The 24,871-nt window shown below is 55.3% G+C and carries 26 protein-coding genes, 1 pseudogene and 1 riboswitch; of the genes and pseudogenes, 16 read left to right on the top strand and 11 right to left on the bottom strand.

The annotated features are described in order from the left end of the window. Positions 1-106: 106 nt before the first annotated feature. Positions 107-988 carry a protease HtpX gene (gene htpX / locus DG357_RS13895; RefSeq protein ID WP_088205054.1) on the top strand — a complete coding sequence of 294 codons (882 nt, stop codon included), beginning with the start codon at positions 107-109 and terminating at the stop codon, positions 986-988. A 50-nt stretch (positions 989-1,038) separates the two neighbouring features. Here the strand turns inward: htpX and DG357_RS13890 are convergent, their stop codons facing one another. Continuing rightward, positions 1,039-2,412, bottom strand: coding sequence for an MFS transporter (locus DG357_RS13890; RefSeq protein WP_088205053.1), 1,374 nt, complete (start codon positions 2,410-2,412; stop codon positions 1,039-1,041). A gap of 178 nt (positions 2,413-2,590) precedes the next feature. On the opposite strand from DG357_RS13890, the gene kdgR reads away from it, so the two are divergent. Further along, positions 2,591-3,382: a DNA-binding transcriptional regulator KdgR gene (gene kdgR, locus DG357_RS13885; protein WP_014884288.1), complete on the top strand. Its 792-nt coding sequence runs from the start codon at positions 2,591-2,593 to the stop codon at positions 3,380-3,382. Positions 3,383-3,447: 65 nt separating this feature from the next. On the opposite strand, the gene DG357_RS13880 is transcribed toward kdgR, so the two are convergent. Further along, positions 3,448-3,687 (bottom strand): YobH family protein, encoded by a 240-nt coding sequence (locus DG357_RS13880; protein ID WP_041909477.1) that lies wholly within the window; start codon positions 3,685-3,687, stop codon positions 3,448-3,450. Positions 3,688-3,846: 159 nt separating this feature from the next. Here DG357_RS13880 and mgrB point away from each other — a divergent pair, with 159 nt between their 5' ends. The 7 genes and pseudogenes from mgrB (at position 3,847) to rlmA (ending at position 9,079) form a co-directional block, all read left to right on the top strand. After that, the gene (gene mgrB / locus DG357_RS13875; protein ID WP_006175995.1) at positions 3,847-3,990 is read left to right on the top strand and encodes a PhoP/PhoQ regulator MgrB; all 144 of its coding nucleotides are present in this window, start codon (positions 3,847-3,849) and stop codon (positions 3,988-3,990) included. Between the two features lie 74 nt (positions 3,991-4,064). After that, positions 4,065-4,355, top strand: coding sequence for a YebO family protein (locus tag DG357_RS13870; protein ID WP_047364849.1), 291 nt, complete (start codon positions 4,065-4,067; stop codon positions 4,353-4,355). 23 nt (positions 4,356-4,378) lie between these two features. Further along, entirely contained in the window at positions 4,379-5,368 is a 990-nt protein-coding gene (locus tag DG357_RS13865; protein WP_088205052.1) for an MBL fold metallo-hydrolase, read from the top strand. 524 nt (positions 5,369-5,892) lie between these two features. Then, positions 5,893-6,037 (top strand): annotated as a pseudogene (locus DG357_RS13860) (DUF2627 domain-containing protein). Positions 6,038-6,050: 13 nt separating this feature from the next. Next, positions 6,051-6,260, top strand: coding sequence for a transcription antiterminator/RNA stability regulator CspE (cspE, locus tag DG357_RS13855; protein WP_001062678.1), 210 nt, complete (start codon positions 6,051-6,053; stop codon positions 6,258-6,260). 229 nt (positions 6,261-6,489) lie between these two features. Beyond that, positions 6,490-8,196, top strand: a complete 1,707-nt coding sequence (ftsI, locus tag DG357_RS13850) for a peptidoglycan glycosyltransferase FtsI (protein WP_072201678.1) — start codon at positions 6,490-6,492, stop codon at positions 8,194-8,196. A gap of 67 nt (positions 8,197-8,263) precedes the next feature. Then, the gene (gene rlmA, locus DG357_RS13845; RefSeq protein WP_088205051.1) at positions 8,264-9,079 is read left to right on the top strand and encodes a 23S rRNA (guanine(745)-N(1))-methyltransferase; all 816 of its coding nucleotides are present in this window, start codon (positions 8,264-8,266) and stop codon (positions 9,077-9,079) included. Here the strand turns inward: rlmA and mntP are convergent. The 5 genes from mntP to manX all read right to left on the bottom strand — a co-directional run bounded on the left by mntP (position 9,076) and on the right by manX (position 13,235). Beyond that, positions 9,076-9,642: a manganese efflux pump MntP gene (gene mntP, locus DG357_RS13840; protein WP_041911997.1), complete on the bottom strand. Its 567-nt coding sequence runs from the start codon at positions 9,640-9,642 to the stop codon at positions 9,076-9,078. The genes rlmA and mntP overlap by 4 nt on opposite strands. Before the next feature lies 1 nt (position 9,643). After that, positions 9,644-9,843, bottom strand: a riboswitch (yybP-ykoY riboswitch). 198 nt (positions 9,844-10,041) lie between these two features. Next, positions 10,042-10,500 carry a DUF986 family protein gene (locus tag DG357_RS13830; protein WP_047367801.1) on the bottom strand — a complete coding sequence of 153 codons (459 nt, stop codon included), beginning with the start codon at positions 10,498-10,500 and terminating at the stop codon, positions 10,042-10,044. Positions 10,501-10,554: 54 nt separating this feature from the next. Next, entirely contained in the window at positions 10,555-11,406 is an 852-nt protein-coding gene (locus tag DG357_RS13825; protein ID WP_006810994.1) for a PTS mannose transporter subunit IID, read from the bottom strand. Between the two features lie 12 nt (positions 11,407-11,418). Further along, positions 11,419-12,219, bottom strand: coding sequence for a PTS mannose transporter subunit IIC (manY, locus tag DG357_RS13820; protein ID WP_003859914.1), 801 nt, complete (start codon positions 12,217-12,219; stop codon positions 11,419-11,421). A 47-nt stretch (positions 12,220-12,266) separates the two neighbouring features. Beyond that, on the bottom strand, positions 12,267-13,235 hold the full coding sequence (gene manX / locus DG357_RS13815; RefSeq protein ID WP_028013533.1) for a PTS mannose transporter subunit IIAB: 969 nt from the start codon (positions 13,233-13,235) through the stop codon (positions 12,267-12,269). Positions 13,236-13,500: 265 nt separating this feature from the next. Here manX and DG357_RS23350 point away from each other — a divergent pair, with 265 nt between their 5' ends. Together DG357_RS23350 and yoaE are read left to right on the top strand one after the other, a co-directional pair. Further along, positions 13,501-13,710, top strand: coding sequence for a protein YoaL (locus DG357_RS23350; protein ID WP_408608531.1), 210 nt, complete (start codon positions 13,501-13,503; stop codon positions 13,708-13,710). Continuing rightward, positions 13,698-15,257 carry a CNNM family cation transport protein YoaE gene (gene yoaE, locus DG357_RS13805; RefSeq protein ID WP_028013532.1) on the top strand — a complete coding sequence of 520 codons (1,560 nt, stop codon included), beginning with the start codon at positions 13,698-13,700 and terminating at the stop codon, positions 15,255-15,257. The genes DG357_RS23350 and yoaE overlap by 13 nt, the downstream gene beginning before the upstream one ends. A 240-nt stretch (positions 15,258-15,497) precedes the next feature. Here the strand turns inward: yoaE and sdaA are convergent, their stop codons facing one another. The 3 genes from sdaA to pabB form a co-directional block, all read right to left on the bottom strand. After that, positions 15,498-16,862 carry an L-serine ammonia-lyase gene (gene sdaA, locus DG357_RS13800; RefSeq protein ID WP_028013531.1) on the bottom strand — a complete coding sequence of 455 codons (1,365 nt, stop codon included), beginning with the start codon at positions 16,860-16,862 and terminating at the stop codon, positions 15,498-15,500. A gap of 184 nt (positions 16,863-17,046) precedes the next feature. Beyond that, complete coding sequence (locus DG357_RS13795; protein WP_088205050.1) at positions 17,047-17,625, bottom strand: CoA pyrophosphatase; 579 nt, start codon at positions 17,623-17,625, stop codon at positions 17,047-17,049. A gap of 2 nt (positions 17,626-17,627) precedes the next feature. After that, on the bottom strand, positions 17,628-18,956 hold the full coding sequence (gene pabB / locus DG357_RS13790) for an aminodeoxychorismate synthase component 1 (RefSeq protein WP_088205049.1): 1,329 nt from the start codon (positions 18,954-18,956) through the stop codon (positions 17,628-17,630). 61 nt (positions 18,957-19,017) lie between these two features. On the opposite strand from pabB, the gene DG357_RS13785 reads away from it, so the two are divergent. Next, a complete protein-coding gene (locus DG357_RS13785) occupies positions 19,018-19,200 on the top strand; it encodes a YoaH family protein (protein WP_008500497.1) in 183 nt (60 codons plus the stop codon). A 6-nt stretch (positions 19,201-19,206) separates the two neighbouring features. Here the strand turns inward: DG357_RS13785 and DG357_RS13780 are convergent, their stop codons facing one another. Further along, positions 19,207-19,551 (bottom strand): RidA family protein, encoded by a 345-nt coding sequence (locus tag DG357_RS13780; RefSeq protein ID WP_028013528.1) that lies wholly within the window; start codon positions 19,549-19,551, stop codon positions 19,207-19,209. A 133-nt stretch (positions 19,552-19,684) separates the two neighbouring features. Between DG357_RS13780 and DG357_RS13775 the strand changes: the two genes are divergently transcribed. From DG357_RS13775 to fadD, 4 genes are all read left to right on the top strand, one after another. Then, on the top strand, positions 19,685-21,595 hold the full coding sequence (locus tag DG357_RS13775; protein ID WP_045630788.1) for an ATP-dependent DNA helicase: 1,911 nt from the start codon (positions 19,685-19,687) through the stop codon (positions 21,593-21,595). A 66-nt stretch (positions 21,596-21,661) separates the two neighbouring features. Next, positions 21,662-22,357 carry a tRNA (adenosine(37)-N6)-threonylcarbamoyltransferase complex dimerization subunit type 1 TsaB gene (tsaB, locus tag DG357_RS13770; RefSeq protein WP_088205048.1) on the top strand — a complete coding sequence of 232 codons (696 nt, stop codon included), beginning with the start codon at positions 21,662-21,664 and terminating at the stop codon, positions 22,355-22,357. Between the two features lie 37 nt (positions 22,358-22,394). Further along, on the top strand, positions 22,395-22,976 hold the full coding sequence (locus DG357_RS13765; protein WP_088205047.1) for a Slp family lipoprotein: 582 nt from the start codon (positions 22,395-22,397) through the stop codon (positions 22,974-22,976). 203 nt (positions 22,977-23,179) lie between these two features. After that, positions 23,180-24,865, top strand: a complete 1,686-nt coding sequence (fadD, locus tag DG357_RS13760; RefSeq protein WP_072252102.1) for a long-chain-fatty-acid--CoA ligase FadD — start codon at positions 23,180-23,182, stop codon at positions 24,863-24,865. Positions 24,866-24,871: the final 6 nt, after the last annotated feature.

Genomic DNA, 24,871 nt, shown 5'->3' with positions numbered 1-24,871 from the left:
CTTTCTGGTGACTTACGCCCACCGGATGCTTGAAAATAGCCGTAATACCCATACGATGTGGGTAATCGCATAGTGCGTTTTGTTAAACTGAGGTTAAAAGAAAATTATGATGCGAATCGCGCTCTTCCTGCTCACCAACCTGGCGGTGATGGTGGTTTTCGGGCTAGTGCTAAGCCTGACGGGAATTCAGTCGAGCAGCGTTCAGGGTCTGTTGATTATGGCGCTGCTGTTTGGTTTTGGTGGCTCTTTCATTTCCCTGCTGATGTCAAAGTGGATGGCGCTGAAATCCGTAGGCGGTGAAGTGATTGAACAGCCGCGTAACGACATGGAACAGTGGCTGATGAATACGGTGGCACAGCAGTCTAAGCAGGCAGGCATTGCGATGCCGCAGGTTGCTATTTACCATGCCCCGGATATTAACGCGTTTGCTACGGGTGCCCGTCGTGATGCGTCGCTGGTTGCCGTGAGCACCGGGTTGTTGCAGAACATGAGCCGTGACGAAGCCGAAGCGGTTATCGCGCACGAAATCAGCCATATCGCCAACGGTGACATGGTGACCATGACCCTGATTCAGGGCGTGGTGAACACCTTCGTTATCTTCATCTCCCGTATCCTGGCGCAGATTGCGGCTGGCTTCATGGGCGGCAACCGTGATGAAGGTGAAGAGAGCAACGGTAATCCGCTGATCTACTTCGCCGTATCGATGGTGCTGGAACTGGTGTTCGGTATTCTGGCGAGCATTATCACCATGTGGTTCTCCCGTCACCGTGAGTTCAATGCGGATGCCGGTTCAGCGAAGCTGGTAGGGCGTGAGAAGATGATTGCCGCCCTGCAGCGTCTGAAAACCAGCTATGAGCCGCAGGAAGCGAACAGCATGATGGCCTTCTGCATCAACGGCAAATCAAAGTCGCTGAGCGAGCTGTTTATGTCTCACCCGCCGCTGGATAAACGTATTGAAGCGCTGCGCAGTGGGGAATACCTGAAGTAACGCTAAGTGCTTAAATAAGCCGGGCAGGAGAAGACTCCGCCCGGCTTTTTTTATGCCTGAACGCCGGATTGGGTCACGCGCAACCCGCTGACGATGGCTGCAAGGGTGGCAAGGGCGCCTGCGGTGAGAAGCGCAACGTGGTTGCCGTTTTGCCCGGCAAGGTTAAACATCAGGGCAACCAGCGCCGCACCGGTGCTTTGCCCCAGCAGACGCGCGGTCCCCAACATGCCGCTGGCCCCTCCGCTGCGGTGGCGCGGCGCAGAGGTAATAATGGTGTGGTTGTTGGGGGACTGAAACAGGCCAAACCCGGCTCCGCACAGAATCATGCGCCAGATGATGTCCAGATCCCCTGGCGATGATGGAAGCAGCGCCAGCGCGAAAAGACCTGTTGCCATCACGGCCAGCCCCACCGCGCCCAACAAACCGGCATGTACACGTTCTATTAAATAACCTGCCAGGGGGGCCATCACCATCGTCGCCAGCGGCCAGGGGGTTAACAGCAGCCCGGTCTCCACTTCGGAACGTCCTATCACGCTTTGCAGGAAGAAGGGCAGAGAAACCAGAGCCAGCATCTGGGCGCAGAATGAGCAGACGGAGGTGCAGATGGAAAGCGAAAAGAGGGGAATACGCAGCAGATCGATCGGCAGTAAGGGCACCGGCAGGGAAAGCTGGCGGCGAACAAAGAAGAAGCCCGTCACCAGCAGGGCAACAAGCTCCACGGTGGTTAGCATCAGGGATTGACCCTGCGCAAAACCGCTCAGGGCGGTAATCAGCAGACCAAAGGTGAGCGCATTCATCACCGCGCTTGCTACGTCAAAGCGCGGCATGGTGCTTTTCGGGCCGTTAGCGGGGAGAAATCGCAGGGCAAAGAAGATGGCCACGATACCCAGCGGCACGTTTATGGCGAACAGCCACTGCCACGAGGCGACAGAAAGAATGGCCGCTGCAATCGTTGGCCCGGCGGCAGAAGAGACCGCGACAATAAACGAATTTATCCCCATGCCGCGGCCCAGATGGCGGTGCGGATAGATTAAGCGGATTAGCGCCGTATTGACGCTCATCAGCGCCGCGCCGCCAAAACCTTGCGCGATGCGCGCCAGCGTCAGCGTATGCAGGGAGTCCGAAAGGGCGCACAGCAGTGATGTAAAGGTAAATACCACCAGCCCGCACTGATATACCCGACGGTAGCCGAACATATCGCCCAGAAAAGAAAAAGAGAGCAGGGAAACCACAATCGCAATCTGATAGGCGTTAACAATCCATATCGAACTGGCCGGGGAAGCATGCAGATCGGTGGCAATGGTGGGAAGGGCAACGTTCGCAATCGCGCCGTCAAGAACGGCCATTGAGATACCAATAATAATCGTAGCGATAGCGCCATACCGCTGGGGCAAAGGCAGGCCATCGGAAAGGTTCTTTTCCATTGGGGATAAATAGCTCAGAGTGAAATTATTCTCAGGGTAACTATTTTAGCATCGTTAACACCGTTTTATGTCGCAGATTTGTAACGAAGTAAACGCGGATTGATTGCAGGTAACATGACGGGAATTTATAATAAAAACCGGTTCTGATTTTTATAAAACACTCTCTATGAGGTGGTAAATGGCAATTGCGGATTTGGATAAACAGCCAGATTCAGTTTCTTCCGTGCTGAAGGTGTTTGGCATCTTACAGGCGCTCGGGGAAGAGCGTGAAATTGGTATCACAGAGTTGTCACAGCGCGTGATGATGTCGAAAAGCACCGTTTACCGCTTTTTGCAAACCATGAAATCACTGGGTTACGTTGCTCAGGAAGGCGAATCTGAAAAATATTCTCTGACGCTGAAACTGTTTGAACTGGGTGCCCGGGCCTTGCAAAATGTGGATCTGATCCGTAGCGCGGATATTCAGATGCGCGAGATCTCCCGCCTGACCAAAGAGACTATCCACCTGGGCGCGCTGGATGAAGACAGTATTGTTTACATCCATAAAATAGACTCCATGTATAACCTGCGTATGTATTCGCGCATTGGTCGCCGCAACCCGCTTTACAGCACGGCAATCGGTAAGGTTCTGCTGGCGTGGCGCGATCGTGAAGAAGTTAAACAGATCCTCGATGGCGTGGAGTACAAACGCAGCACAGAACGCACCATTACTAACACCGATGAGTTATTAACGGTGCTCGACAAGGTGCGTGAGCAAGGGTACGGCGAAGATAACGAAGAGCAGGAAGAAGGACTGCGCTGTATTGGCGTTCCGGTGTTTGACCGTTTTGGCGTCGTGATCGCGGGGTTGAGCATCTCTTTCCCAACGCTTCGCTTCTCGGAAGAGCGCCTGCACGAGTACGTGGCTATTCTGCATACCGCCGCGCGTAAGATTTCTGAACAGATGGGTTACCACGACTATCCGTTCTAACCCCGGTTAGCATAAAAAAACGCCGCATCTTTGCGGCGTTTTTTATTCGTCGTTAACGCTGTGACTCAGCCATTATCAATCACGACGGAGGTCTTACGCAGTACCGGGCAGTTGGTTAACCCAATGATCCCGCTATCAGAATGGAGATACTGCGCCGTGCTGACTCCCTGTGCTGTTAAATACTTACATTGAATGCCTAACCCTGCGGCGTTTTCGGTGCTTCCCACCAGCACGCCATAACCCGTTAAAAGAAGGCCAATCCAGAGTATCGCCAGTGCAACAATTGTACGAATAATTAAGCGCATTATTACCTCTTTATCATTGTTATCATGATGCTAGCCTAACCGGTTTACGTAATGAAACAAGTGCAGGATTCTGAAAAGAGCCTGATGGCGCTACAGTTAGTCCTTGTTTAAGATAACCGTGATAACCTGGTCATATCAGGTCTGTAAACGGAGTGTGGAGTGAAAAAAATACGCTGGGTGATTCTGATTATCGTGCTGATAGCGTGCGTGGTGTTGTGGACGCAGACTATCAACGTGATGTGCGATCAGGATGTACAGTTTTTTAGCGGCGTTTGCGCAATCAATAAGTTTATTCCGTGGTAGCACGCATTTTTTCTTCAGGTGATTTCCTTCCTTCGCGCCAGTGGTAAAATAGACGTTTTTATTGAGGTGGTGAAATGGGTGAGTTACTGAATTCAGGGCTGCTAAATATGGCATCCCTGACGATCTCTTTGGTTGTTCTGCTGGTGGGGCTGGTCATTTGGTTTTTCGTAAACCGTGCCAGTTCACGTACCAATGAGCAGATCGAACTGCTGGAAGCGCTGCTTGAGCAGCAAAAACGGCAGAATGCACTGTTGCGTCGTCTGTGCGAGGCTAACGAGCCGGAAGAGAAAGAAGCACAAAAAGAAGCGGTCGCTGACGAGAACAACGATCAAGACGATTTTATCCGCCTGGTGGCTGAGCGTTAATCGTATTATTCCGGGAGGTGGCAGTGGTCTGGAAAAATCCCTGGTATGACCCCTCCCTGAAACATCACACCCCAAACGGTTTTCGTAATACTACTTCTGCAGGACACCAGCCTGGCGACCTTGACCGCTGGCGCAAAGAACGCAAAGCAGCTGGCTTACCGAAGCCGCCCGCGTTCGGCTACGATGATTTTATCCGGCGGTGGTGGCAACCGGCCGATCTTCAGCAGCCGCAGCAGGATGGGGCGTGGTGGCTCGGACATGCGAGCATACTGCTGCAGCTGGACGGCAATATCCTTCTTACCGATCCCGTTTTTTCAAGGCGCGCTTCTCCACTTCCTTTCTTAGGGCCGCAGCGTAGAACGCCTCCGGCACTCTCTGTCGATCAACTGCACCAGCTTGACGCGGTCGTTATCTCGCATAACCATTACGATCATCTTGATGAACTCACTGTTCGCCACATTCTCAAACGCTTTCCCGACGTCAGTGTGTTTGTTCCTTTAGGCCTGGGCGGCTGGTTTCGCCGCCGGGGCGCAAAACAGGTGGTTGAGCTCGACTGGTGGCAGAGTTTTACCTGGCAGGGGATAACATTATCCGCCGTACCGGCGCAGCACTGGAGTATGCGCACGCTCTGGAACCGCAATCGCTCATTGTGGTGCGGCTGGGTCTTTGAAGGGCGGCATCACCGGTTCTGGTTTAGTGGCGATACCGGCTATTCGCCTGAGCTGCTGATGATACCGGAACGTTTGGGGAAAATTGATGCTGCAGCATTGCCCGTTGGAGCCTATGCTCCACGATGGTTTATGGCCGTACACCATATGGATCCCCAGTCTGCCGTTGCGCTGTGGCAACAGTTAGGTTGCCCGCTGGCGTTCCCTGTTCACTGGGGCGTGTTTGAGCTGGCGGATGAAGCGCTGGATGACCCCATAAAAGAATTAACTGACGCGCTGGATAATGTAGCACCAGTTAATAGTACTTTCAGGATACTGAAAGTTGGCGAGTATTTACCCTTATAAACGAAGCGATGAATTGTTGCGTATATTGTGTATGTATTCGTCGTCAGGAAAATTTTAATTTTATCGAAACGTTTTGCTTGCCTTGTTTTGATGCAGAGTCATAAAAATTTCATTATTTTGGTGCATAACACTGCTAATTACCTGATGGATTTTAATACAGAAGGGTGCGGATTATTAACATCGTTTTTGGCTGAAACAATACGGTCACGTTACAATGATTTAAGCATAAGTTTTCACAATTTGTTCTAACTCAATCAACGCCAAAGATTTCTTTTCCCGACTGCTGGACGCATTGTAATGATTGAGCTATGTTAAAAAAGTCTTAGATTACAGCGGTTGTGCAAGCAGCGTTGAGTCTGTGTAAGGGAGTATAGCCGTCTGTTTGAGAAGCGCATAATTGTGCAATTCCTTACAGACAGAGTTCGAATTTGTGCGGCGGATCGAGACATGTTTAAAAATGGCTTGCCATATTAAACATAGTGTGTGATAACACGTTTTGGGTCAAACGAGGTACAGTTCTGTTTATGTGTGGCATTTTCAGTAAAGAAGTCCTGAGTAAACACGTTGTCGTTGAATACCGCTTCTCTGCCGAACCTTATATTAGTGCCTCATGCAGTAATGTCTCAGTTTTATCTCAGTTAATGCCTGCGGGCTAAGAAAACACTCTAAGGAATTTTGCAAAATGGCAAAGATTAAAGGTCAAGTTAAGTGGTTCAACGAGTCTAAAGGTTTTGGTTTCATTACTCCTGCTGATGGCAGCAAAGACGTGTTCGTACACTTCTCTGCAATCCAGGGTAACGGCTTCAAAACTCTGGCCGAAGGCCAGAACGTTGAGTTCGAAATTCAGGACGGCCAGAAAGGCCCAGCTGCAGTTAACGTAACTGCTATCTGATCGAACCGCTGCTGACTGGGGCGCATAGCGCTTCACTCTCAGACATAAAGCCTCGCATCATGCGGGGCTTTTTTATTCCCTATCTTTCAAAATATTACTATCTACGGTCTTGTTAGCAACTTGTTGCAAAGCTGCGAGGTTAGTATCACAGTTTCGCCTCCCTAAGCGCATCTTTTCTCGTTAAATCAGAGCGTTGTTTAACAGCTCTGGGGTTCAGGTGAAGAAAAAAATGATATTAACCGCTGGCAATTTCACGCCGGCGCGTTTTGCGCTGCTCTGTTTCGCTATTTTCTGCAGTCTGGCCTTTTTACTTGGCCGCGTTGCCTGGCTACAAATCATCAAACCTGACAATCTGGTGAAGCAAGAAGATATGCGATCCCTCCGTCAGCTGGCGATTGATGCGCCGCGTGGGATGATTATGGATCGTGAAGGACGTCCTCTGGCGGTCAGCGTGCCCGTCAGGGCCGTATGGGCCGATCCTAAAACGGTGCTGGCAAAAGGTGGCGTTGGGTTTGATGAACGCTGGCAGGCGCTGGCGAGCGCGCTGCACCTCTCGTTGAGCACCCTTTCATCACGAATTAACGCCAACCCCCAGGGACGCTTCATCTACCTGGCGCGTCAGGTCGATCCTGCTCAGGCGAAGTGGATTGATAAGCTCAATTTACCCGGCATTAATTTGCGCGATGAATCCCGCCGCTTTTACCCGGCAGGCCACGTGGCGGCGAACCTGATTGGCTTCACCAATATTGACGGGCAGGGCATTGAAGGGGTGGAGAAAAGCTTTAACACTCAGCTGACCGGTAAAGCGGGTGTCCGACAGGTCCGGGAGGATCGCTACGGGCGCGTGGTTGAAAACCTGACGGAAGTGGCGCCCACGCCGGCACATAACATCCAGTTGAGTATTGACGAGCGGCTGCAAACCATTACCGAAGACGCGCTGGACAATGCCGTCGCCTGGAATAAGGCCGAGTCAGGGGCGTCGGTGCTCATTAATATCCCCACCGGGGAAATACTCGCCATGGCGAGCTATCCGGATTTCAATCCCAATAACCGTGAAGGCGCGACGATAAACGATTTTCGCAACCGGGCAATCAGCGATACGTTCGAGCCCGGTTCGACCGTTAAGCCGCTGGTGTTGATGACGGCTCTGCAGCAGGGGCTGGTCCAGCCGGACAGTGTCATTGATACCCACCCGTATACCCTTGACGGGCATCGTATCCGCGACGTGGGTTATTATCCTGAGCTGACCATGACCGGGATCCTGCAAAAATCGAGCGACACCGGCGTATCCCGGCTCTCGCTGGCGATGCCTGTCCAGCATCTTATTGATACCTATCGAAACTTTGGGTTTGGCACCAACACGGGGCTGGGGTTAACGGGCGAAAGCGCCGGGCTGTTGCCACAGCGTAAATACTGGAGTCAGCTAGACCGCGCGACTTTTGCCTTTGGCTACGGCCTGATGGTCACACCGCTCCAGCTTGCCCACGTCTACGCGACGATTGGCGGCTTCGGACTTGAGCGTCCACTCTCCATCACCCGCATCGATCCCCCGGTTATCGGCCACCGCGTCATGCCGGAGGAGATCGCGCATGAAGTGGAGCACATGATGGAAAGCGTCGCGCTGCCCGGCGGCGGGGGCGTTAAGGCCGCCGTTCGCGATTATCGCGTGGCGGTTAAGACCGGGACGGCGAAGAAAATTGATGATAGCGGCAAATATGTCGATAAATACGTCGCCTATACCGCAGGCGTTGCGCCTGCCAGCGACCCGCGTTTCGCCCTGGTGGTGGTGATTAACGATCCACAAAACGGGGCCTACTATGGCGGGGCGGTTTCCGCGCCGGTCTTCAGCGAAATCATGGGCAACGTGCTGCGCCTGGAGAATATCAAACCCGATGGCCTGCCGGCCGGTTCAGACCACCTTATCGTCATGCGGTAATCCAGCCGTTTTATAGCAGGGCGAATAGCGGTACACTTCGCCCTTTGGTTTATCTCCCGGAGTTTCCATGTCCTTCAGCTGTCCCCTTTGCCACGCGCCACTGACGCGCTCAGATAAAAGTTATGCCTGTCCGCAGGGACATCAGTTTGATATGGCGAAAGAAGGGTATGTGAATCTTCTTCCGGTGCAGCACAAGCGCTCCCGCGATCCGGGCGATAGCGCAGAGATGATGCAGGCGCGCAGGGCGTTTCTCGATGCCGGGCACTATCTGCCGCTGCGGGAGACGGTGGCGCAGATGTTGGGTGACTTATTGCCTGATTCGGCGTCCGCCATGCTTGATATCGGCTGCGGGGAAGGGTACTACACCGCACGGTTTGCGGATGTGGTGCGGGAGAAGGGGGCCGTGACATTCGGTCTCGACGTGTCGAAAGTGGCGATCCGCGCGGCGGCTAAACGTTACGCTGGCGTGACGTTTTGCGTGGCATCCAGCCACCGGCTGCCGTTTGATAATGCCAGTATGGATGCCATTATCCGCATCTACGCGCCGTGTAAAGCAGATGAGCTGGCGCGCGTGGTGAAGCCCGGAGGCTGGGTGATAACCGTCACGCCGGGTCCGCGTCACCTGATGGAGCTGAAGGGACTCATTTACGACGAGGTGCGTCTGCATGCCCCACACTCTGAACAGCTGACAGGCTTTACGCTGAAGCAGGAGCATTCAGTGGCGTATGAAATGAATTTGAACGGGGAAGAAGCGGTAGCCCTGCTGCAGATGACGCCGTTCGCGTGGCGGGCAAAGCCGGAAGTATGGGATGCGTTAGCGGCTCGGACGACGTTTGGCTGCCAGACGGATTTCAGTATCCACGTCTGGCAGCGCGACGCTTAAGGCGCGAAGTGTGCCCAGAGGATCTGGGCACCAATGCCGATCAGCACAATACCGCCTAAGATCTCGGCGCGTTTACCCAGCAGCGGGCCGATAAACCGCCCGACCATCATGCCCAGCGTGGACATAATCAGCGTTGCACAGCCAATGGCCAGCGCGGTGGCGATAATATTGACCTGCAGGAATGCCAGACCCACCCCGACGGCCATGGCGTCCAGGCTGGTGGCAATTGCCGTGGTGACCAGCAGCCAGAAACCGTGGCGGTGCAGCGGTGCTTCATCTTCATCATCATTCCCGCGAAAACCTTCAATCATCATTCGGCCTCCGAGAAACACCAGCAGGACGAACGCAATCCAGTGGTTCCACTCCAGCACGAACTGGCTGGCGAGCATGCCCAAACCCCAGCCGATGAGCGGCGTCAGCGTTTCGATGGCACCAAAGATCAGACCGGTGCGCAGAGCTTCTGTGAATTTAGGTTTGTGGAGCGTGGCGCCTTTGCCGATGGAGGCGGCAAATGCATCCATAGACATGCCAAAAGCGAGAAGGATCGTAGCGGAGATGTTCATAAGAGCGTCCAGACCGGGGATATCCATATGACACATCACTGCCCCCAGTAAACAGCAGTTGATGTATCTATGGTCTCGCCTGATCTCTTTTGCACTGTAAGCGTGCTGAAAGCGATCCGTACGCGCCACGTTTTTCAACGAGTATGTTGACGCGTACATTTCCTGCGTGCAGGAAATCGGCTACTCCCCAACGACGGGCGCAACCTTAACATATTTTGAGAATATAAAACAACAACGAGCAAGGCTTAATTTATCTGCGTCTTTGATAACGATTTTCATTTAGGTTTATGCGTGAAAATATCGTTAATAAATATAAGTCAAAGACGAGAGAAGATATAGCAACGGCTATATTGTTTGCGAAAGAATATCACAATATATAGCCGAGGTTATAATGTTAACTTATTGAGTTTTAACGAGTAATGTGTAGATTTTCTCAAGGTCATCAATATTTTTGACCCGAATGAGCAGGCGGCGCTGTTCTAATTGCATCACTAACACGCCGTCTTCGGATAAATTCATCTCTTTAATGCGGTTATATTCTATCCATACGTTGGCGAAGAAGAATCCCTGTTTTTTAAAAATGAGTTTCGGCGAGCGGATCCAGAACAGGTAAATCGCCATTAATGCCAGCGCACATAATAACCATGTGGTTAATATTGCACCGTGGCTGGTCACGTTATTGTAAATCAGAATGACCACCAGGCCGGCGAAGATAAATGCATCAATGCGTCCACGGCGTAAGAGGGGAAGGGTCAGCAGCGTCTCGCCGTTACGGCGAGGCATAATGAATTCGTCATAGATCGCGTAAGCCAGAAGGGCAACAATAAACAACACCAGTACGATGTCCGTAACAGTCATTCATCCTCCAGATAAAAAGACCGGGGGCAAGCCCCCGGTCGATAACGCAATGTTTTACAGGCCCAGCAGGCCGACAGCGTAGCCCGCGATACCGATGACGAAGAAGCCAACGATGATCCACAGCGGGTTCACTTTCTTACGCAGCAGCCACATACAGGCGAAGGTCAACAGCAGCGGCACCAGGCCAGGCATCAGCTGGTCCAGAATCGTCTGCACGGTGGTGACGCGGGTTTGACCATCCTGACCGGTGATGGTCGAAACCACCAGCGGGATGTTCACGTGCGTCCACTTGTTAACCAGCGCCCCCATCACAAACAGGCCGAGAATTGACGCCCCCTCGGTCAGTTTCTGCAGGAAGCCGCCGCCCATATCCTTAACGATGTCCACGCCCTTACGGTAGCCGTAGGCCACGCCGTAGTAACGGGTCAGCAGACGTACCGCGTTGAACAGGATAAAGAACAGCAGAGGACCGAGCAGGCTGCCGCTCATCGCGATCCCGGCACCCAGCGCCGCGAAGACCGGACGAACAGTACCCCAGAAGATAGGGTCGCCCACGCCGGCCAGTGGACCCATCAGACCGACTTTGATACCGTTGATGGCACCATCGTCAATCTCCGCGCCGTTCGCACGCTGCTCTTCCATCGCCAGCGTCACGCCCAGAACCGGAGCCGCGACGTAAGGATGGGTGTTGAAGAATTCCAGGTGACGCTTAATCGCCTGACGGCGTGCTTCGTTGTTCTCAGGGTAGAGGCGTTTTATCGCCGGCACCATAGAGAAGCAGAAGCCCAGCGCCTGCATACGTTCGAAGTTCCATGAACCCTGAAACAGGTTAGAACGGATGAACACGCCACGAATATCACCCGGAGTGAGTTTTTTCTCGGTGGTAGTTTTTGTCATATCAACCATTTCGCTCACCTGTTAGTCCAGTTCGTTATCGAGATCGTTGTTACCAGCAGCCTGCGCTGGGGCACCCGCAACACGGTTGTATTTCGGGCTGAGCTGGATGTAGAGAATCGCCATCACGGCACCAATCACGCCCAGCGCAACCAGGTTGAAGTTGGTGAATGCTGCGGTGACGAAGCCGAGGTAGAAGAACGGCATCAGGTAGCCCGCGCGCATCATGTTGATGACCATCGCGTAACCTACCACGACGATCATACCGCCCGCGATGTTCAGACCGCTGGTGACCACTTCAGGAATCGCGTTCAGCATGCCCTGAACTTCACTGGTGCCGACAGAGATCGCAACGATAACCGCCGGGATTGCGATACGCATCGCCTGCAGGAACAGGGACGACACGTGGATCCAGGAGAGTGCCGTGAGGTTGCCGTTCTCCGCCGCCTTATCCGCCGCGTGCTGGAAGGCCACGGTGATGGTACGAACGATGATGGTCAGCACCTGGCCTGCTGCGGCCAGAGGAATGGCAAGGGCAATACCTGCACCAATACTCTGATGACCGGCAATAACCAGAACGGTTGAGATGATTGAGGCCAGTGCGGCATCAGGCGCAACGGCGGCACCGATGTTCATCCAGCCCAGGGCGATCATTTCCAGCGTACCACCGATGATGATACCGGTTTTCATATCACCCAGAACGGCACCGATCAACGTACAGGCCACCAGAGGGCGGTGGAACTGAAATTCATCAAGTACGGATTCCATACCCGCAATACACGCGACGATGAACACCAGCACAATCTGAAGAGTGGTAATCTCCATTGTACTTCTCCTATAACATAAGCTTTATGTGAAAAACCGGCGCGGGCTTATTTCCCAACTTTACCGATCAAATCCATCATTTTCAGTTTCTGGTCAGTGGAAACCTTACGGGCTTCCAGCTCAATACCGCGGGCATTCAGCTTGTTGAACGCCTCGATATCTTTCGCATCAACTGAAATCGCGTTGTTGACCTGCGTTTTGCCCTGACGGAAAGCCATACCGCCGATGTTCACGGAGGTGATTTTCACGCCGCCTTCAACAATGCGCTCAACGTCTGTCGGGTTAGTAAACAGGAGCATCACGCGTTCACCCGCATATTTCGGGTTGTTGTAAACGCGGATCATCTTGGCGACATCCACCACGTGCGCGGTAACGCCCGGTGGTGCAACCTGAGTCAGAAGGGTTTTACGGACAGTGTCGGCGGCCACTTCGTCACTGACCACGATGATACGCTGTACGTTGGTCTCTTTGGTCCAGCGAGTCGCAACCTGTCCGTGAATCAGACGGTCATCAATACGCGCCAGGCCGATAACCATGTAATCGTTCGGTCCCATCGGTTTTGCCGGTGCCGCTGCTTTCGGTGCCGCCGCAGCCGGGGCAGGGGCGGGTTTTTCAACCGGCTGAGCCTTCAGGGCTTTCACCCCTTCGCGGCCGGTTTCAACGGCCAGCGCGACCAGCTCATCGAAGCCTGGGTTGTCGTCGCGCGCCATAAAGGTTTCCACCAGCATGGGAATGTTTACCCCGGCGACGACTTCATAATGCTCTTTATCGACGACAATGCGGCTGGCAGCATTAAACGGACTGCCGCCCCATGTATCGACGAGAAACAGCACGCCTTTGCTGGTATCCAGCTTCGCGAGTTGAGCGTTGTACTTCTCAATCAGCGTCTCGGCATTTTCACCGGGAACGAAATCGATCCAGCCGACGTTTTCCTGCTCGCCCAACAGCATCTCTGCCGTTTTGAGTAGCTGCTCAGCAGCCCAACCATGTGTGCCTATGACAATAGCAATGGTCACTTGCTACCTCCTTTTATTATCATTAATACGCCTGCCGGGCAGACGTACTGAGAATCGTATTGGCGAACCGAATCGATTCAGATAAGGGTTAGAGTTCAAAAAACTAAGACTTCCGCGAATTATTTTAGATAGTGAAAAAATAATTTATGTGATGAAGATCCGTAATTTAGCCACGCGTTACAGAATTATCTGTAGCGTATAGCCGCTGTGTTACAGAACTTTGCAAAGGAACGTAAATCTTTGCTAAAAACACAGTCTCTCTGATATGTTTAGCCTCCGTTTACTTGTTCAGGAGTATAGGGCTACAGCCCACTATATGGACCGTCACCGACGTCAGTCATCTACCAGGCCATTCCGCGCCTTTTTCACCGGCGAACCACGCCACGTATCAACTCTGTCTGCCTTTTATTTGCCCACGTTGAGTGGGGCACCGTTTTGTCATTCCTTTAGCAGGAGCTTGTCATGGAATTCTTAATGGACCCGTCAATCTGGGTGGGACTGCTCACGCTGGTCGTACTGGAGATCGTTCTCGGTATTGATAACCTGGTGTTTATCGCCATCCTTGCGGACAAGCTGCCGCCAAAACAGCGTGATAAAGCGCGTCTGATTGGACTCTCGCTGGCGCTGGTCATGCGACTGGGGCTGCTCTCCGTGATCTCGTGGATGGTCACGCTGACCAAACCGCTGTTCTCCGTCATGGATTACACCTTCTCCGGCCGTGATTTGATCATGCTAATCGGGGGGATATTCCTGCTCTTCAAAGCGACAACAGAGCTGCATGAACGGCTGGAGAACCGGCAGCATGATGATGGTCACGGTAAGGGCTACGCCAGCTTCTGGGTCGTGGTGCTGCAAATTGTGGTGCTGGATGCAGTCTTCTCGCTGGATGCGGTGATTACCGCGGTCGGTATGGTGAACCACCTGCCGGTGATGATGGCGGCCGTCGTGATTGCGATGGCGGTGATGCTGCTGGCCTCGAAACCGCTGACGCGCTTCGTCAACCAGCATCCGACGGTGGTCGTGCTCTGTCTGAGCTTCCTGCTGATGATTGGTTTGAGCCTGGTGGCGGAAGGTTTCGGCTTCCATATTCCGAAAGGCTACCTGTACGCCGCGATTGGCTTCTCGATCCTGATCGAACTGTTCAACCAGATTGCGCGCCGTAACTTTATTAAGCAGCAGTCAAATCAGCCGCTGCGCGCCCGTACGGCGGACGCCATTCTGCGCCTGATGGGCGGACGACGTCAGGTGAACGTCCAGTCTGACCCTGAAAACCGTAACCCGGTGCCGGTTCCGGAAGGGGCGTTTGTGGAAGAAGAACGCTACATGATTAACGGCGTGCTCTCCCTGGCCTCCCGCTCGTTGCGCGGCATCATGACGCCGCGCGGGGAAATTAGCTGGGTCGATGCGAACCTGAGCGTTGATGAAATTCGTCAGCAATTGCTCTCATCTCCGCACAGCCTGTTCCCGGTATGCCGCGGTGAGCTGGATGAGATCATCGGCGTGGTTCGGGCGAAAGAGATGCTGGTGGCGCTGGAAGAGGGTGTCAACGTGGAGGCCATTGCAGCTTCGTCGCCGGCGATTGTCGTACCGGAAACGCTGGATCCGATCAACCTGCTGGGCGTATTGCGTCGCGCGCGCGGTAGCTTTGTTATCGTCACCAACGAGTTTGGTGTGGTACAGGGGCTGGTGACGCCGCTGGACGTGCTTGAAGCGATTGCCGGTGAATTCCCGGATGAAGACGAAACGCCTGAGATTGTGGCCGACGGCGAAGGCTGGCTGGTCAAAGGTGCGACCGACCTGCACGCGCTCTCGCATACGCTGGGGTTGGAAAACGTGGTTAACGATGAAGAAGACATCGCAACCGTGGCGGGGCTGGTTATCGCCGTAAACGGTCAGATCCCGCGCGTCGGGGATGTGATCGAGCTTCCTCCATTGCACATCACTATCGTTGAAGCTAACGACTACCGCGTCGATCTGGTCCGCATTGTTAAAGAACAGTCTGCACACGACGAAGACGAATAAGTCTGCTTAACGGGTACGATGTGCCCGTTACGATCTTCTGGCGGGGAAGATTTTCCCGCCAGCCATTGTGGCGTTACTACCGCGCCTGCTTCTCTCTCAACCCGTTCGCTATTTAGCCGCTGCCTGATGCCAGGCCGAGCGCGAGCAGCCGCGACCGTAAAAGTGTAGTGGGGAAAGAAGAAGGAGACGAGAATGAAGGGAGAAATTCGCCCATCCGTTGCGGATGGGCGAAAGAGAGGATTAGTCGCACTGCACCTTAATGGCCAGACCGCCGCGCGACGTTTCACGGTACTTCGCGTTCATGTCTTTGCCGGTTTCGTACATGGTTTCGATAACCTTATCCAGCGACACGCGTGGTTCGCTGGTACGGCGCATCGCCATGCGTGAGGCGTTAATCGCTTTGACGGAGGCAATCGCGTTACGCTCAATGCACGGCACCTGCACCTGGCCTGCGACCGGGTCACAGGTCAGACCGAGGTTATGCTCCATGCCAATTTCAGCCGCCACGCAAACCTGTTCAGGGCTTGCGCCCAGCAGCTCGGCCAGACCAGCCGCCGCCATAGAGCAGGCCACGCCTACTTCACCCTGACAGCCCACTTCAGCGCCTGAAATGGACGCGTTCATCTTGTACAGCGCACCGATAGCGCCTGCCGCGAGAAAATAACGGATATAAATATCCGGCGTCACAGGCTCGATAAAGTGATCGTAGTAGGCCAGCACCGCCGGAACGATCCCGCACGCGCCGTTGGTTGGCGCGGTCACCACGCGCCCCCCCGCGGCGTTCTCTTCGTTCACCGCCAGAGCAAACATGTTCACCCAGTCAACTACGTTCATCGGGTCGTTAGAGAATTTGTCCGTGGTCACCAGCATACGGCGCAGGGCAGAGGCACGACGCGGCACGCGCAGTGGCCCTGGCAGTACGCCTTCGGTGTTCATCCCGCGATCGATACAGGCGCGCATGGTTTGCCACACGTTGGCAAAATAGTCTTCGATCTCTTTTTTGCTGTGCAGCGCCAGCTCGTTCTGCATCACCATGCCGGACAGCGACAAACCGGTCTCTTTGCAGTAGCCCAGCATCTCGGTGGCCGATTTGAACGGATAGGGCACGTTCACGTCGCCCGCGCTCTCTTTACCGAAATGCTCTTCGTCAACGATGAAGCCACCGCCGATGGAGTAGTAGGTTTTGCTGTAGATCTCTTTTTCGCCGCTCCAGGCGTGGATAGTCATGCCGTTTTCATGCAGCGGCAGGTTGTCGCTGCGAAAACGCATGCCGTCATCCTGCGGGAAATCCACTTCGTGCTGACCGTTAGCCAGCAGCAGGCGACCGCGCGCTTCCACGTCGCGGATGAATGCCGGGATGGCATCAATATCAACAGTGTCCGGCATATTGCCCGCCAGACCCATAATAATGGCGATATCGGTGTGGTGGCCTTTACCCGTTAATGACAATGAACCGTAAACGTCTACGGCGACACGGGTAACGCTTTCCAGTAATCCTTTTTCGACCAGATCATCGACGAACTGTTTACCGGCCTTCATCGGCCCTACAGTGTGGGAAGAAGAAGGACCAATCCCCACTTTGAACATGTCGAATATACTAATCACTTTCACACTCCTGACAGGGTTACCGGGGTTCCAGTAACGATGTTATAACTGCGCATAGTGTAAGAGGGAACACCAACCTCGGCTTAACTATTCACATGAATTAAACTAATGGTTAACGATGGGTTTTGCTAATAGCGCGACGCGGATCGCAAACCTGCAAAAAAGGCTGGAATGTAAAGTATAGTCAAGGCTTCAGGCCGATTTGTAGCGCCAGTTCACGAATGATGCCCGCCGTCATGCCCCAGACAAAATAATGCTGATACCAGGACAACCAGACCCGATGGTCATGCCCCCGACGATGGATATCCAGCGGATGGTAGCGGCTTAGCCGGAGCGCCTCTTCAAGCGGCATCTCAAACACCGCAGAGACTTCGTCGACGCTGGCATGATACTGAAGATTGGGGGGGATAATGCCTACTACCGGGGTGACCTGAAAGCCGGTCACGCTGTCGACGGGCGGCAGCACGCCGATGACTTCCACCGCGTCAGGCGGGATCGCCACCTCCTCCTGCGCTTCCCGCAGCGCGGCGGCAATCAGCGACGCATCGGTGCTGTCCACCGCCCCTCCCGGAAAGGCCACCTGACCGGCGTGTTTGCGCATATGCGGCGAACGCTGCGTAAGCAGCAGGCCCGGCTGTTCCCGGCGCACCACTGGGATCAGCACCGCCGCCTGACGCTTATTCAGCGTGGCGCGGTTGACCTGCGGCCGTAGCAGCTGAAAGCGCGACAGAAAATCATCCAGCGTCAGGTTCTCTTTCTCCACCGTTAGTTCTCCAGTTGCTTCAGGATGCGGTTCACCTTATCAAAGGTTTCCTGATATTCCGCCTCGACCTGGCTGTCCGCCACAATGCCGCCGCCCGCAGAACAGTACAGATTGCCGCCGCAGGCCGTCAGCGTGCGAATGGTAATGCTGGTATCCATGGTGCCGCACAGGCTGATATAGCCGATGCTGCCGCACCAGGCGTTGCGGCGGTGCGGTTCCAGTTCGTCGATGATTTCCATGGCGCGAATTTTTGGCGCACCGGTGATGGAGCCGCCCGGGAACGCGGCCCGGAGCAGATCGCAGGCGGTGCGAGAGGCGGGCAGACGCGCGGTGATGGTGCTGACCAGATGATGCACTGCCGGGAAAGGCTCGACGACGAACAGCTCCGGCACGCGCACGCTGCCTGGTTCGGCGACCCGGCCAATATCGTTACGCATCAGGTCGACAATCATCAGGTTTTCGGCGCGATCCTTCGGTGACCCGGCGAGTTTCTCCGCCTGCTGGCGATCGGCGTCCGGATCGGCAAGGCGCGGCAGCGTGCCTTTAATCGGGCGGGTCTGAATCGTCCCTTCCGCCAGATGGATAAAACGCTCCGGCGACAGGCTGAGGATGGCCCCCTGTTCCAGACGTACGAACGCGCTGAACGGAGCCCTGTTGCTGGCATTGAGACGGGTAAACGCCTGCCACTCGTCCCCCTGGTATGCTGCCTGGAAACGCTGGGCAAGGTTAACCTGATAGCAGTCGCCGCTTTGCAGATAGGCCTGCACGCGGGAGAATTTTTCCGCGTATTCCGGCGCGGTCATGTTCGAGCGCCAGCCGGAGGTCAGGGTGAACGCCTCAGCTGGAGCAGGCTGCTGTGCCTCAAGCCAGGCCAGACGCGCCTGCACGTCATCATGGCTCAGCAGGGAGACCCTTTTTTTCTGGTGGTCCACAATCAACGCCCAGTCATACAGCCCCACGGCCATGTCCGGCAGGGCAATATCCGCCTGCGCATGCTCGGGCAGCATCTCGAAGCGGCGACCCAAATCGTAGCCAAACAGGCCCAGCGCGCCGCCCTGGAAGGGCAGGTCCAGGTTAGGGGTAGCGGATAAGCCCAGCGCGTTGATTTCCTGCTGAAGCTGCATCAGCGGATCGTCCGTCGTCGACAGATCGTCGGTCGTCAGCGTTTTCAGGGGATCGGCCACCAGAATATCGAAGCGGCTGTACGGGTGATCCGCATGGCCGGAGTGCAGCAGCATAGCAAAAGGAAGATGGCTCAGACGGGCAAACCAGAACTCAGCGGCGTCAGCGCGCCAGGGTAAGGTAACAACAGTGGGGAAGCGCATGTTCATGTATGGCATACTACCGGGCAGCGTGAAATAATTAGCGCGAATAATTTAGCAGGAGTTGACGATGTTTGCAGGTTTACCTTCTCTGAGCCATGAACAGCAGCAGAAAGCGGTTGAGCGAATTCAGGAACTGATGTCCCAGGGGATGAGCAGCGGACAGGCGATTTCCCAGGTGGCGGAGGAGCTGCGCGCCACCCATACCGGCGAGCGGATCGTGGCGCGTTTTGAGGATGAAGATGAAGAGTAATCGGGCTTAAACCGCCGCGATAATCTTGATCTCAACCTTGTATTCCGGTTTCATCAGCGTGGCCTGTACGGTGCAGCGTACAGGCGCGTGACCCGCTACCACCCACGCATCCCAGGCTTTGTTCATCGCCGCGAAATCGTCTTTATTTGCCAGGAAAATGGTCGCATCCAGAATGCGGGATTTATCGCTGCCCTGTTTTTCCAGCACCGCGTCAATCTGCGCCAGGGTATTCGCCGTCTGTTCGAACGCATCCGCGTCCAGATTTGACGGTACACCGGTGTAATACAGCGTCTGGTTATGGATCACCACATCAGACCAGCGGGCTTCGGCATCAATGCGCACAATTGTCATAAACGTTTCCTCGTTATTTTTCGTCGTCAGGCGGCAAGACTGCCATATTGTTCTGCCGTCGTCACTATTTGGGGTGGCACAGGAGAAGATGGGCTGACATAATCCCTGTGCAAAAATACAGTGAGAGAGCAACGTGGCAGACGATTTTTCCCCTGAAGGTCAATTAGCGCAGGCGATCCCCGGCTTCAAGCCCCGTGAGCCTCAGCGACAGATGGCGCACGCCGTTGCCCGCGCCATTGATAAGGCCCAGCCGCTGGTGGTTGAAGCCGGAACCGGCACGGGTAAGACCTATGCTTACCTTGCGCCGGCGCTGCGGGCGAAAAAGAAAGTGATAATTTCCACCGGATCGAAAGCGCTGCAGGATCAGCTCTACAGCCGCGATCTGCCTACCGTAGCAAAAGCGCTGAAATATAAAGGCCGTCTGGCCCTGCTGAAGGGGCGCTCCAACTATCTCTGCCTGGAACGTCTTGAACAGCAGGCGCTGGCGGGCGGCGATCTGCCGGTACAAACCCTGAGCGACGTCATTATCCTGCGCGCCTGGGCGAACCAGACCGAAGAGGGCGATATCAGCACCTGCGCGAGCGTGCCGGAAGATTCCCCGGCCTGGCCGCTGGTGACCAGCACCAACGATAACTGCCTCGGTAGCGACTGCCCGCTGTATAAAGACTGTTTTGTGGTGAAAGCGCGCAAAACAGCGATGGACGCAGACGTGGTGGTGGTGAACCACCACCTGTTCCTCGCGGACATGGTGGTTAAGGACAGCGGTTTCGGCGAGCTTATCCCGGAGGCGGACGTGATGATCTTCGATGAAGCCCATCAGTTGCCGGATATCGCCAGCCAGTATTTCGGCCAGTCGCTCTCCAGCCGCCAGCTACAGGATCTGGCGAAAGATTTTACCATTGCCTACCGGACCGAACTCAAAGATACCCAGCAGCTGCAGAAGTGTGCCGACCGTCTGGCGCAAAGCGCGCAGGATTTCCGCTTACAGCTTGGCGAGCCGGGCTATCGCGGCAACCTGCGCGAACTGCTGGCGGACAAAAATATCCAGCGCGCGCTGCTGCTGCTCGATGATGCACTTGAGCTCTGCTACGACGTGGCGAAGCTGTCCCTCGGACGCTCCGCGCTGCTTGACGCCGCCTTCGAGCGCGCCACGCTTTATCGCGGGCGGCTGAAACGGCTAAAAGAGATCAACCAGCCGGGGTACAGCTACTGGTATGAATGCACCTCACGCCACTTTACCCTCGCGCTCACGCCGCTGACGGTGGCCGATAAATTCAAAGAGGTGATGGCGCAGAAGCCGGGAAGCTGGATCTTCACTTCCGCAACCCTGTCTGTAAATGACGATCTGCACCACTTCACCGAGCGCCTCGGTATTGAGCAGGCGGAATCACTGCTGCTGCCCAGCCCGTTTGATTACGAAAAGCAGGCGCTGCTCTGCGTGCCACGCAATCTCCCGCTGCCGAACCAGCCGGGGGCGGCGCGGCATCTCGCAGCGATGCTCAAGCCGATGATAGAGGCCAACAACGGGCGCTGCTTTATGCTCTGCACCTCACACGCCATGATGCGCGATCTCGCCGAGCAGTTTCGCGCCACCATGACCCTCCCGGTGCTGCTGCAGGGGGAAACCAGTAAAGGCCAGCTGCTCCAGCAGTTTGTCAGCGCCGGTAACGCCCTGCTGGTGGCAACCAGCAGCTTCTGGGAAGGGGTGGACGTGCGCGGCGACACGCTCTCGCTGGTGATCATCGATAAGCTGCCGTTCACGTCGCCGGACGATCCGCTGCTCAAGGCGCGGATGGAAGACTGCCGCCTGCGCGGCGGCGATCCGTTCGACGACGTCCAACTACCGGACGCGGTCATCACGCTTAAGCAGGGGGTAGGACGCCTGATCCGTGACGTCACCGACCGCGGCGTGCTGGTGATCTGCGATAACCGCCTGGTGATGCGTCCTTACGGCGCAACCTTCCTCGCCAGCCTGCCGCCCGCCCCGCGTACGCGGGACATTAAACGCGCGGTGCGTTTCCTGGCAAACCCAACGGCGGAGTAATTCGCTCCGGAGTATGCTAAGATGCGCGCCATTTTGTGACTGACCCTTGCGAGAGCGCGACGACTGATGCGAATTCTGGCTATTGATACCGCGACAGAGGCTTGCTCTGTTGCTCTGTTAAACGACGGTGCTGTTTCTGCTCATTTCGAAGAGTGCCCTCGGGAACACACCCAGCGTATTCTGCCCCTGGTAAAAGCCATTTTAACCCAGGGCAACACCACCTTAACCGACCTCGACGCGCTGGCCTTTGGCCGCGGCCCCGGCAGCTTTACGGGCGTGCGCATTGGGATTGGCATCGCGCAGGGGCTGGCGCTGGGCGCTGACCTGCCGATGATCGGCGTCTCTACGCTTGCGACGATGGCGGAGGGAGCCTGGCGCATGACGGGCGCGACCCGCGTGCTCGCCGCTATTGACGCTCGCATGGGTGAAGTTTACTGGGCGGAATATACCCGCGATGAAAACGGCGTCTGGCACGGCGAAGAGACGGAAGCAGTGCTTAAGCCTGAAGCCGTTACTGAGCGCCTGAAGCAGCTGTCCGGCGAGTGGGCGACGGTCGGCACGGGCTGGCCGGCGTGGCCAGAGATGGCGAGCGGCACCGGCGTGACGCTGGTGGACGGCAACATTCTCCTGCCTGCGGCAGAAGATATGCTCCCGATTGCCCGTCAACTGCTTGCAGCAGGAAAAACCGTTGCCGTTGAGCATGCGGAGCCGGTTTATTTGCGAAACACCGTCGCGTGGAAGAAACTTCCGGGCCGCGAATGAATCTCAGTAACAGGAACTGAGAAAAAGGAGTCGCATCATGGCGGTTCAGACTAAAGTAGTACGCCTTTTTATGGCAGGCGCGGTTGCCATAGCACTGAGCGGTTGCGTAACCGTACCTGATGCGATCAAGGGCAGCAGCCCGACGCCACAGCAGGATCTGGTTCGGGTAATGAATGCGCCCGAGCTTTACGTCGGCCAGGAAGCCCGCTTCGGTGGGAAAGTGATCGACGTGCAGAACCTGCAGGGGAAAACCCGTCTGGAAATAGCCACGGTACCGCTCGACAGCGGCGCGCGTCCCGTACTCGGTGAAGCCTCTCGCGGGCGTATCTATGCCGACGTTAGTGGTTTCCTCGACCCGGTCGATTTTCGCGGACAGCTGGTAACCGTTGTCGGGCCGATTACCGGTTCGGTGCAGGGCAAAATCGGCAACACGCCGTATAAATTTATGACCATGCAGGTGAACGGCTATAAGCGCTGGCGTATCGCCCAGCAGGTGGTGATGCCGCCTCAGCCAATCGACCCATGGATGTGGGGTCCACATCCTTATCGTTACGGTTATCCGGGATGGGGCTGGTATAACCCGGGCCCTGCACAGGTGCAAACGATCGTAACTGAGTAACTTACTGTTATTGTTAAGAAAGAGACAGCGGCTCAGCCGCTGTCTCTGTTTTTTTACGGATAAAACGAAAAAAAAGAGTGACGCGCTTCGCAACCTGCAATCTGAACAATTAATAAACTGGTACGCTGAGTTAATATAATGTTAACAAACTGTTTATTATCGGGGCTGTGATGACGACGAACACTCATTTCAGAGGTGATGCATTGCAAAAGGTTTGGCTTAACCGTTATCCCGCAGATGTGCCTGCGGAGATCAATCCTGACCGTTATCAATCCCTGGTGGAATTATTTGAGCACTCGGTAAGACGTTACGCAGACCAGCCCGCTTTTGTGAATATGGGCGAGGTGATGACGTTCCGTAAGCTTGAGGAGCGTAGCCGGGCGTTTGCGGCTTATCTGCAGGAAGGACTTGGGCTGCAAAAAGGGGATCGCGTCGCGCTGATGATGCCGAACCTGCTGCAATACCCGGTGGCGCTGTTTGGCATCCTGCGTGCCGGGATGATTGTGGTCAACGTTAACCCGCTTTACACGCCGCGCGAGCTGGAACATCAGCTGAACGACAGCGGGGCGGTGGCGATTGTCATTGTTTCTAACTTTGCCCATACCCTGGAAAAAGTGGTCGACAAAACCCAGGTGAAGCACGTCATCCTGACGCGCATGGGCGATCAGCTTTCCACCGCCAAAGGGACGCTGGTCAACTTTGTCGTTAAATACGTCAAACGTCTGGTACCAAAATACCACCTGCCGGATGCTATCTCCTTCCGCCGCGCGCTGCATGCGGGCTATCGCATGCAGTACGTCAAGCCTGAAGTCGTCTCCGAAGACCTGGCCTTCCTGCAATACACGGGCGGCACCACCGGCGTGGCCAAAGGGGCGATGCTGACCCACCGCAACATGCTGGCGAACCTTGAGCAGGTCAATGCCACCTACGGGCCGCTGCTGCATCCGGGTAAAGAGCTGGTAATCACCGCGCTGCCGCTGTATCACATCTTCGCGCTGACCATGAACTGCCTGCTGTTTATCGAGCTGGGCGGGCAAAACGTATTGATCACCAACCCGCGCGATATCCCGGGTCTGGTGAAAGAGCTGGCAAAATACCCGTTTACCGCCATGACCGGGGTGAACACCCTGTTTAACGCGCTGCTCAACAACAAAGAGTTCCAGCAGCTTGATTTCTCCACGCTGCATCTCTCCGCGGGCGGCGGCATGCCGGTTCAGCAGGCGGTGGCCGAGCGCTGGGTGAAGCTAACCGGGCAATATCTGCTGGAAGGCTACGGCCTGACGGAATGTGCCCCGCTGGTGAGCGTCAACCCGCACGATATCGACTACCACAGCGGCAGCATCGGCCTGCCGGTCCCGTCGACGGAAGCAAAGCTGGTGGATGATGAGGATAACGAAGTGCCTCACGGCGAGCCGGGCGAGCTGTGCGTCAGAGGGCCGCAGGTGATGCTGGGTTACTGGCAGCGTCCTGATGCGACCGACGAAATCATTAAAGACGGCTGGCTTCACACCGGCGATATTGCGGTGATGGATGACGAAGGCTTCCTGCGCATCGTCGATCGCAAAAAAGATATGATCCTGGTCTCCGGCTTCAACGTCTATCCGAACGAAATCGAAGACGTGGTGATGCAGCACAGCGGCGTGCTGGAAGTGGCGGCGGTGGGCGTTCCTTCCGGCAGCAGCGGTGAAGCTGTGAAGATATTTGTGGTCAAGAAAGATCCTTCTCTTACCGAGGAAGCGCTGATAACGTTTTGTCGCCGTCAGCTGACGGGCTATAAAGTGCCGAAGCTGGTGGAATTCCGCGATGAGTTGCCGAAATCCAACGTCGGGAAGATATTACGACGAGAATTACGTGACGAAGCCCGTGCCAAAGTAGACAATAAGGCCTGAGCTTCA

Origin of the sequence: Enterobacter bugandensis (assembly GCF_900324475.1) — a bacterium.
GTDB lineage: Bacteria > Pseudomonadota > Gammaproteobacteria > Enterobacterales > Enterobacteriaceae > Enterobacter > Enterobacter bugandensis.
This window is presented reverse-complemented; position numbering and strand designations above follow the sequence as displayed.

Coding starts and splice junctions, on each gene's coding strand:
- htpX (WP_088205054.1), top strand. CDS start 107: ATGATGCGAATCGCGCTCTTCCTGCTCACCAACCTGGCGGTGATGGTG.
- DG357_RS13890 (WP_088205053.1), bottom strand. CDS start 2,412: ATGGAAAAGAACCTTTCCGATGGCCTGCCTTTGCCCCAGCGGTATGGC.
- kdgR (WP_014884288.1), top strand. CDS start 2,591: ATGGCAATTGCGGATTTGGATAAACAGCCAGATTCAGTTTCTTCCGTG.
- DG357_RS13880 (WP_041909477.1), bottom strand. CDS start 3,687: ATGCGCTTAATTATTCGTACAATTGTTGCACTGGCGATACTCTGGATT.
- DG357_RS13870 (WP_047364849.1), top strand. CDS start 4,065: ATGGGTGAGTTACTGAATTCAGGGCTGCTAAATATGGCATCCCTGACG.
- cspE (WP_001062678.1), top strand. CDS start 6,051: ATGGCAAAGATTAAAGGTCAAGTTAAGTGGTTCAACGAGTCTAAAGGT.
- ftsI (WP_072201678.1), top strand. CDS start 6,490: ATGATATTAACCGCTGGCAATTTCACGCCGGCGCGTTTTGCGCTGCTC.
- rlmA (WP_088205051.1), top strand. CDS start 8,264: ATGTCCTTCAGCTGTCCCCTTTGCCACGCGCCACTGACGCGCTCAGAT.
- mntP (WP_041911997.1), bottom strand. CDS start 9,642: ATGAACATCTCCGCTACGATCCTTCTCGCTTTTGGCATGTCTATGGAT.
- DG357_RS13830 (WP_047367801.1), bottom strand. CDS start 10,500: ATGACTGTTACGGACATCGTACTGGTGTTGTTTATTGTTGCCCTTCTG.
- DG357_RS13825 (WP_006810994.1), bottom strand. CDS start 11,406: ATGGTTGATATGACAAAAACTACCACCGAGAAAAAACTCACTCCGGGT.
- manY (WP_003859914.1), bottom strand. CDS start 12,219: ATGGAGATTACCACTCTTCAGATTGTGCTGGTGTTCATCGTCGCGTGT.
- DG357_RS23350 (WP_408608531.1), top strand. CDS start 13,501: ATGTTTAGCCTCCGTTTACTTGTTCAGGAGTATAGGGCTACAGCCCAC.
- yoaE (WP_028013532.1), top strand. CDS start 13,698: ATGGAATTCTTAATGGACCCGTCAATCTGGGTGGGACTGCTCACGCTG.
- pabB (WP_088205049.1), bottom strand. CDS start 18,956: ATGAACATGCGCTTCCCCACTGTTGTTACCTTACCCTGGCGCGCTGAC.
- DG357_RS13785 (WP_008500497.1), top strand. CDS start 19,018: ATGTTTGCAGGTTTACCTTCTCTGAGCCATGAACAGCAGCAGAAAGCG.
- DG357_RS13780 (WP_028013528.1), bottom strand. CDS start 19,551: ATGACAATTGTGCGCATTGATGCCGAAGCCCGCTGGTCTGATGTGGTG.
- tsaB (WP_088205048.1), top strand. CDS start 21,662: ATGCGAATTCTGGCTATTGATACCGCGACAGAGGCTTGCTCTGTTGCT.
- DG357_RS13765 (WP_088205047.1), top strand. CDS start 22,395: ATGGCGGTTCAGACTAAAGTAGTACGCCTTTTTATGGCAGGCGCGGTT.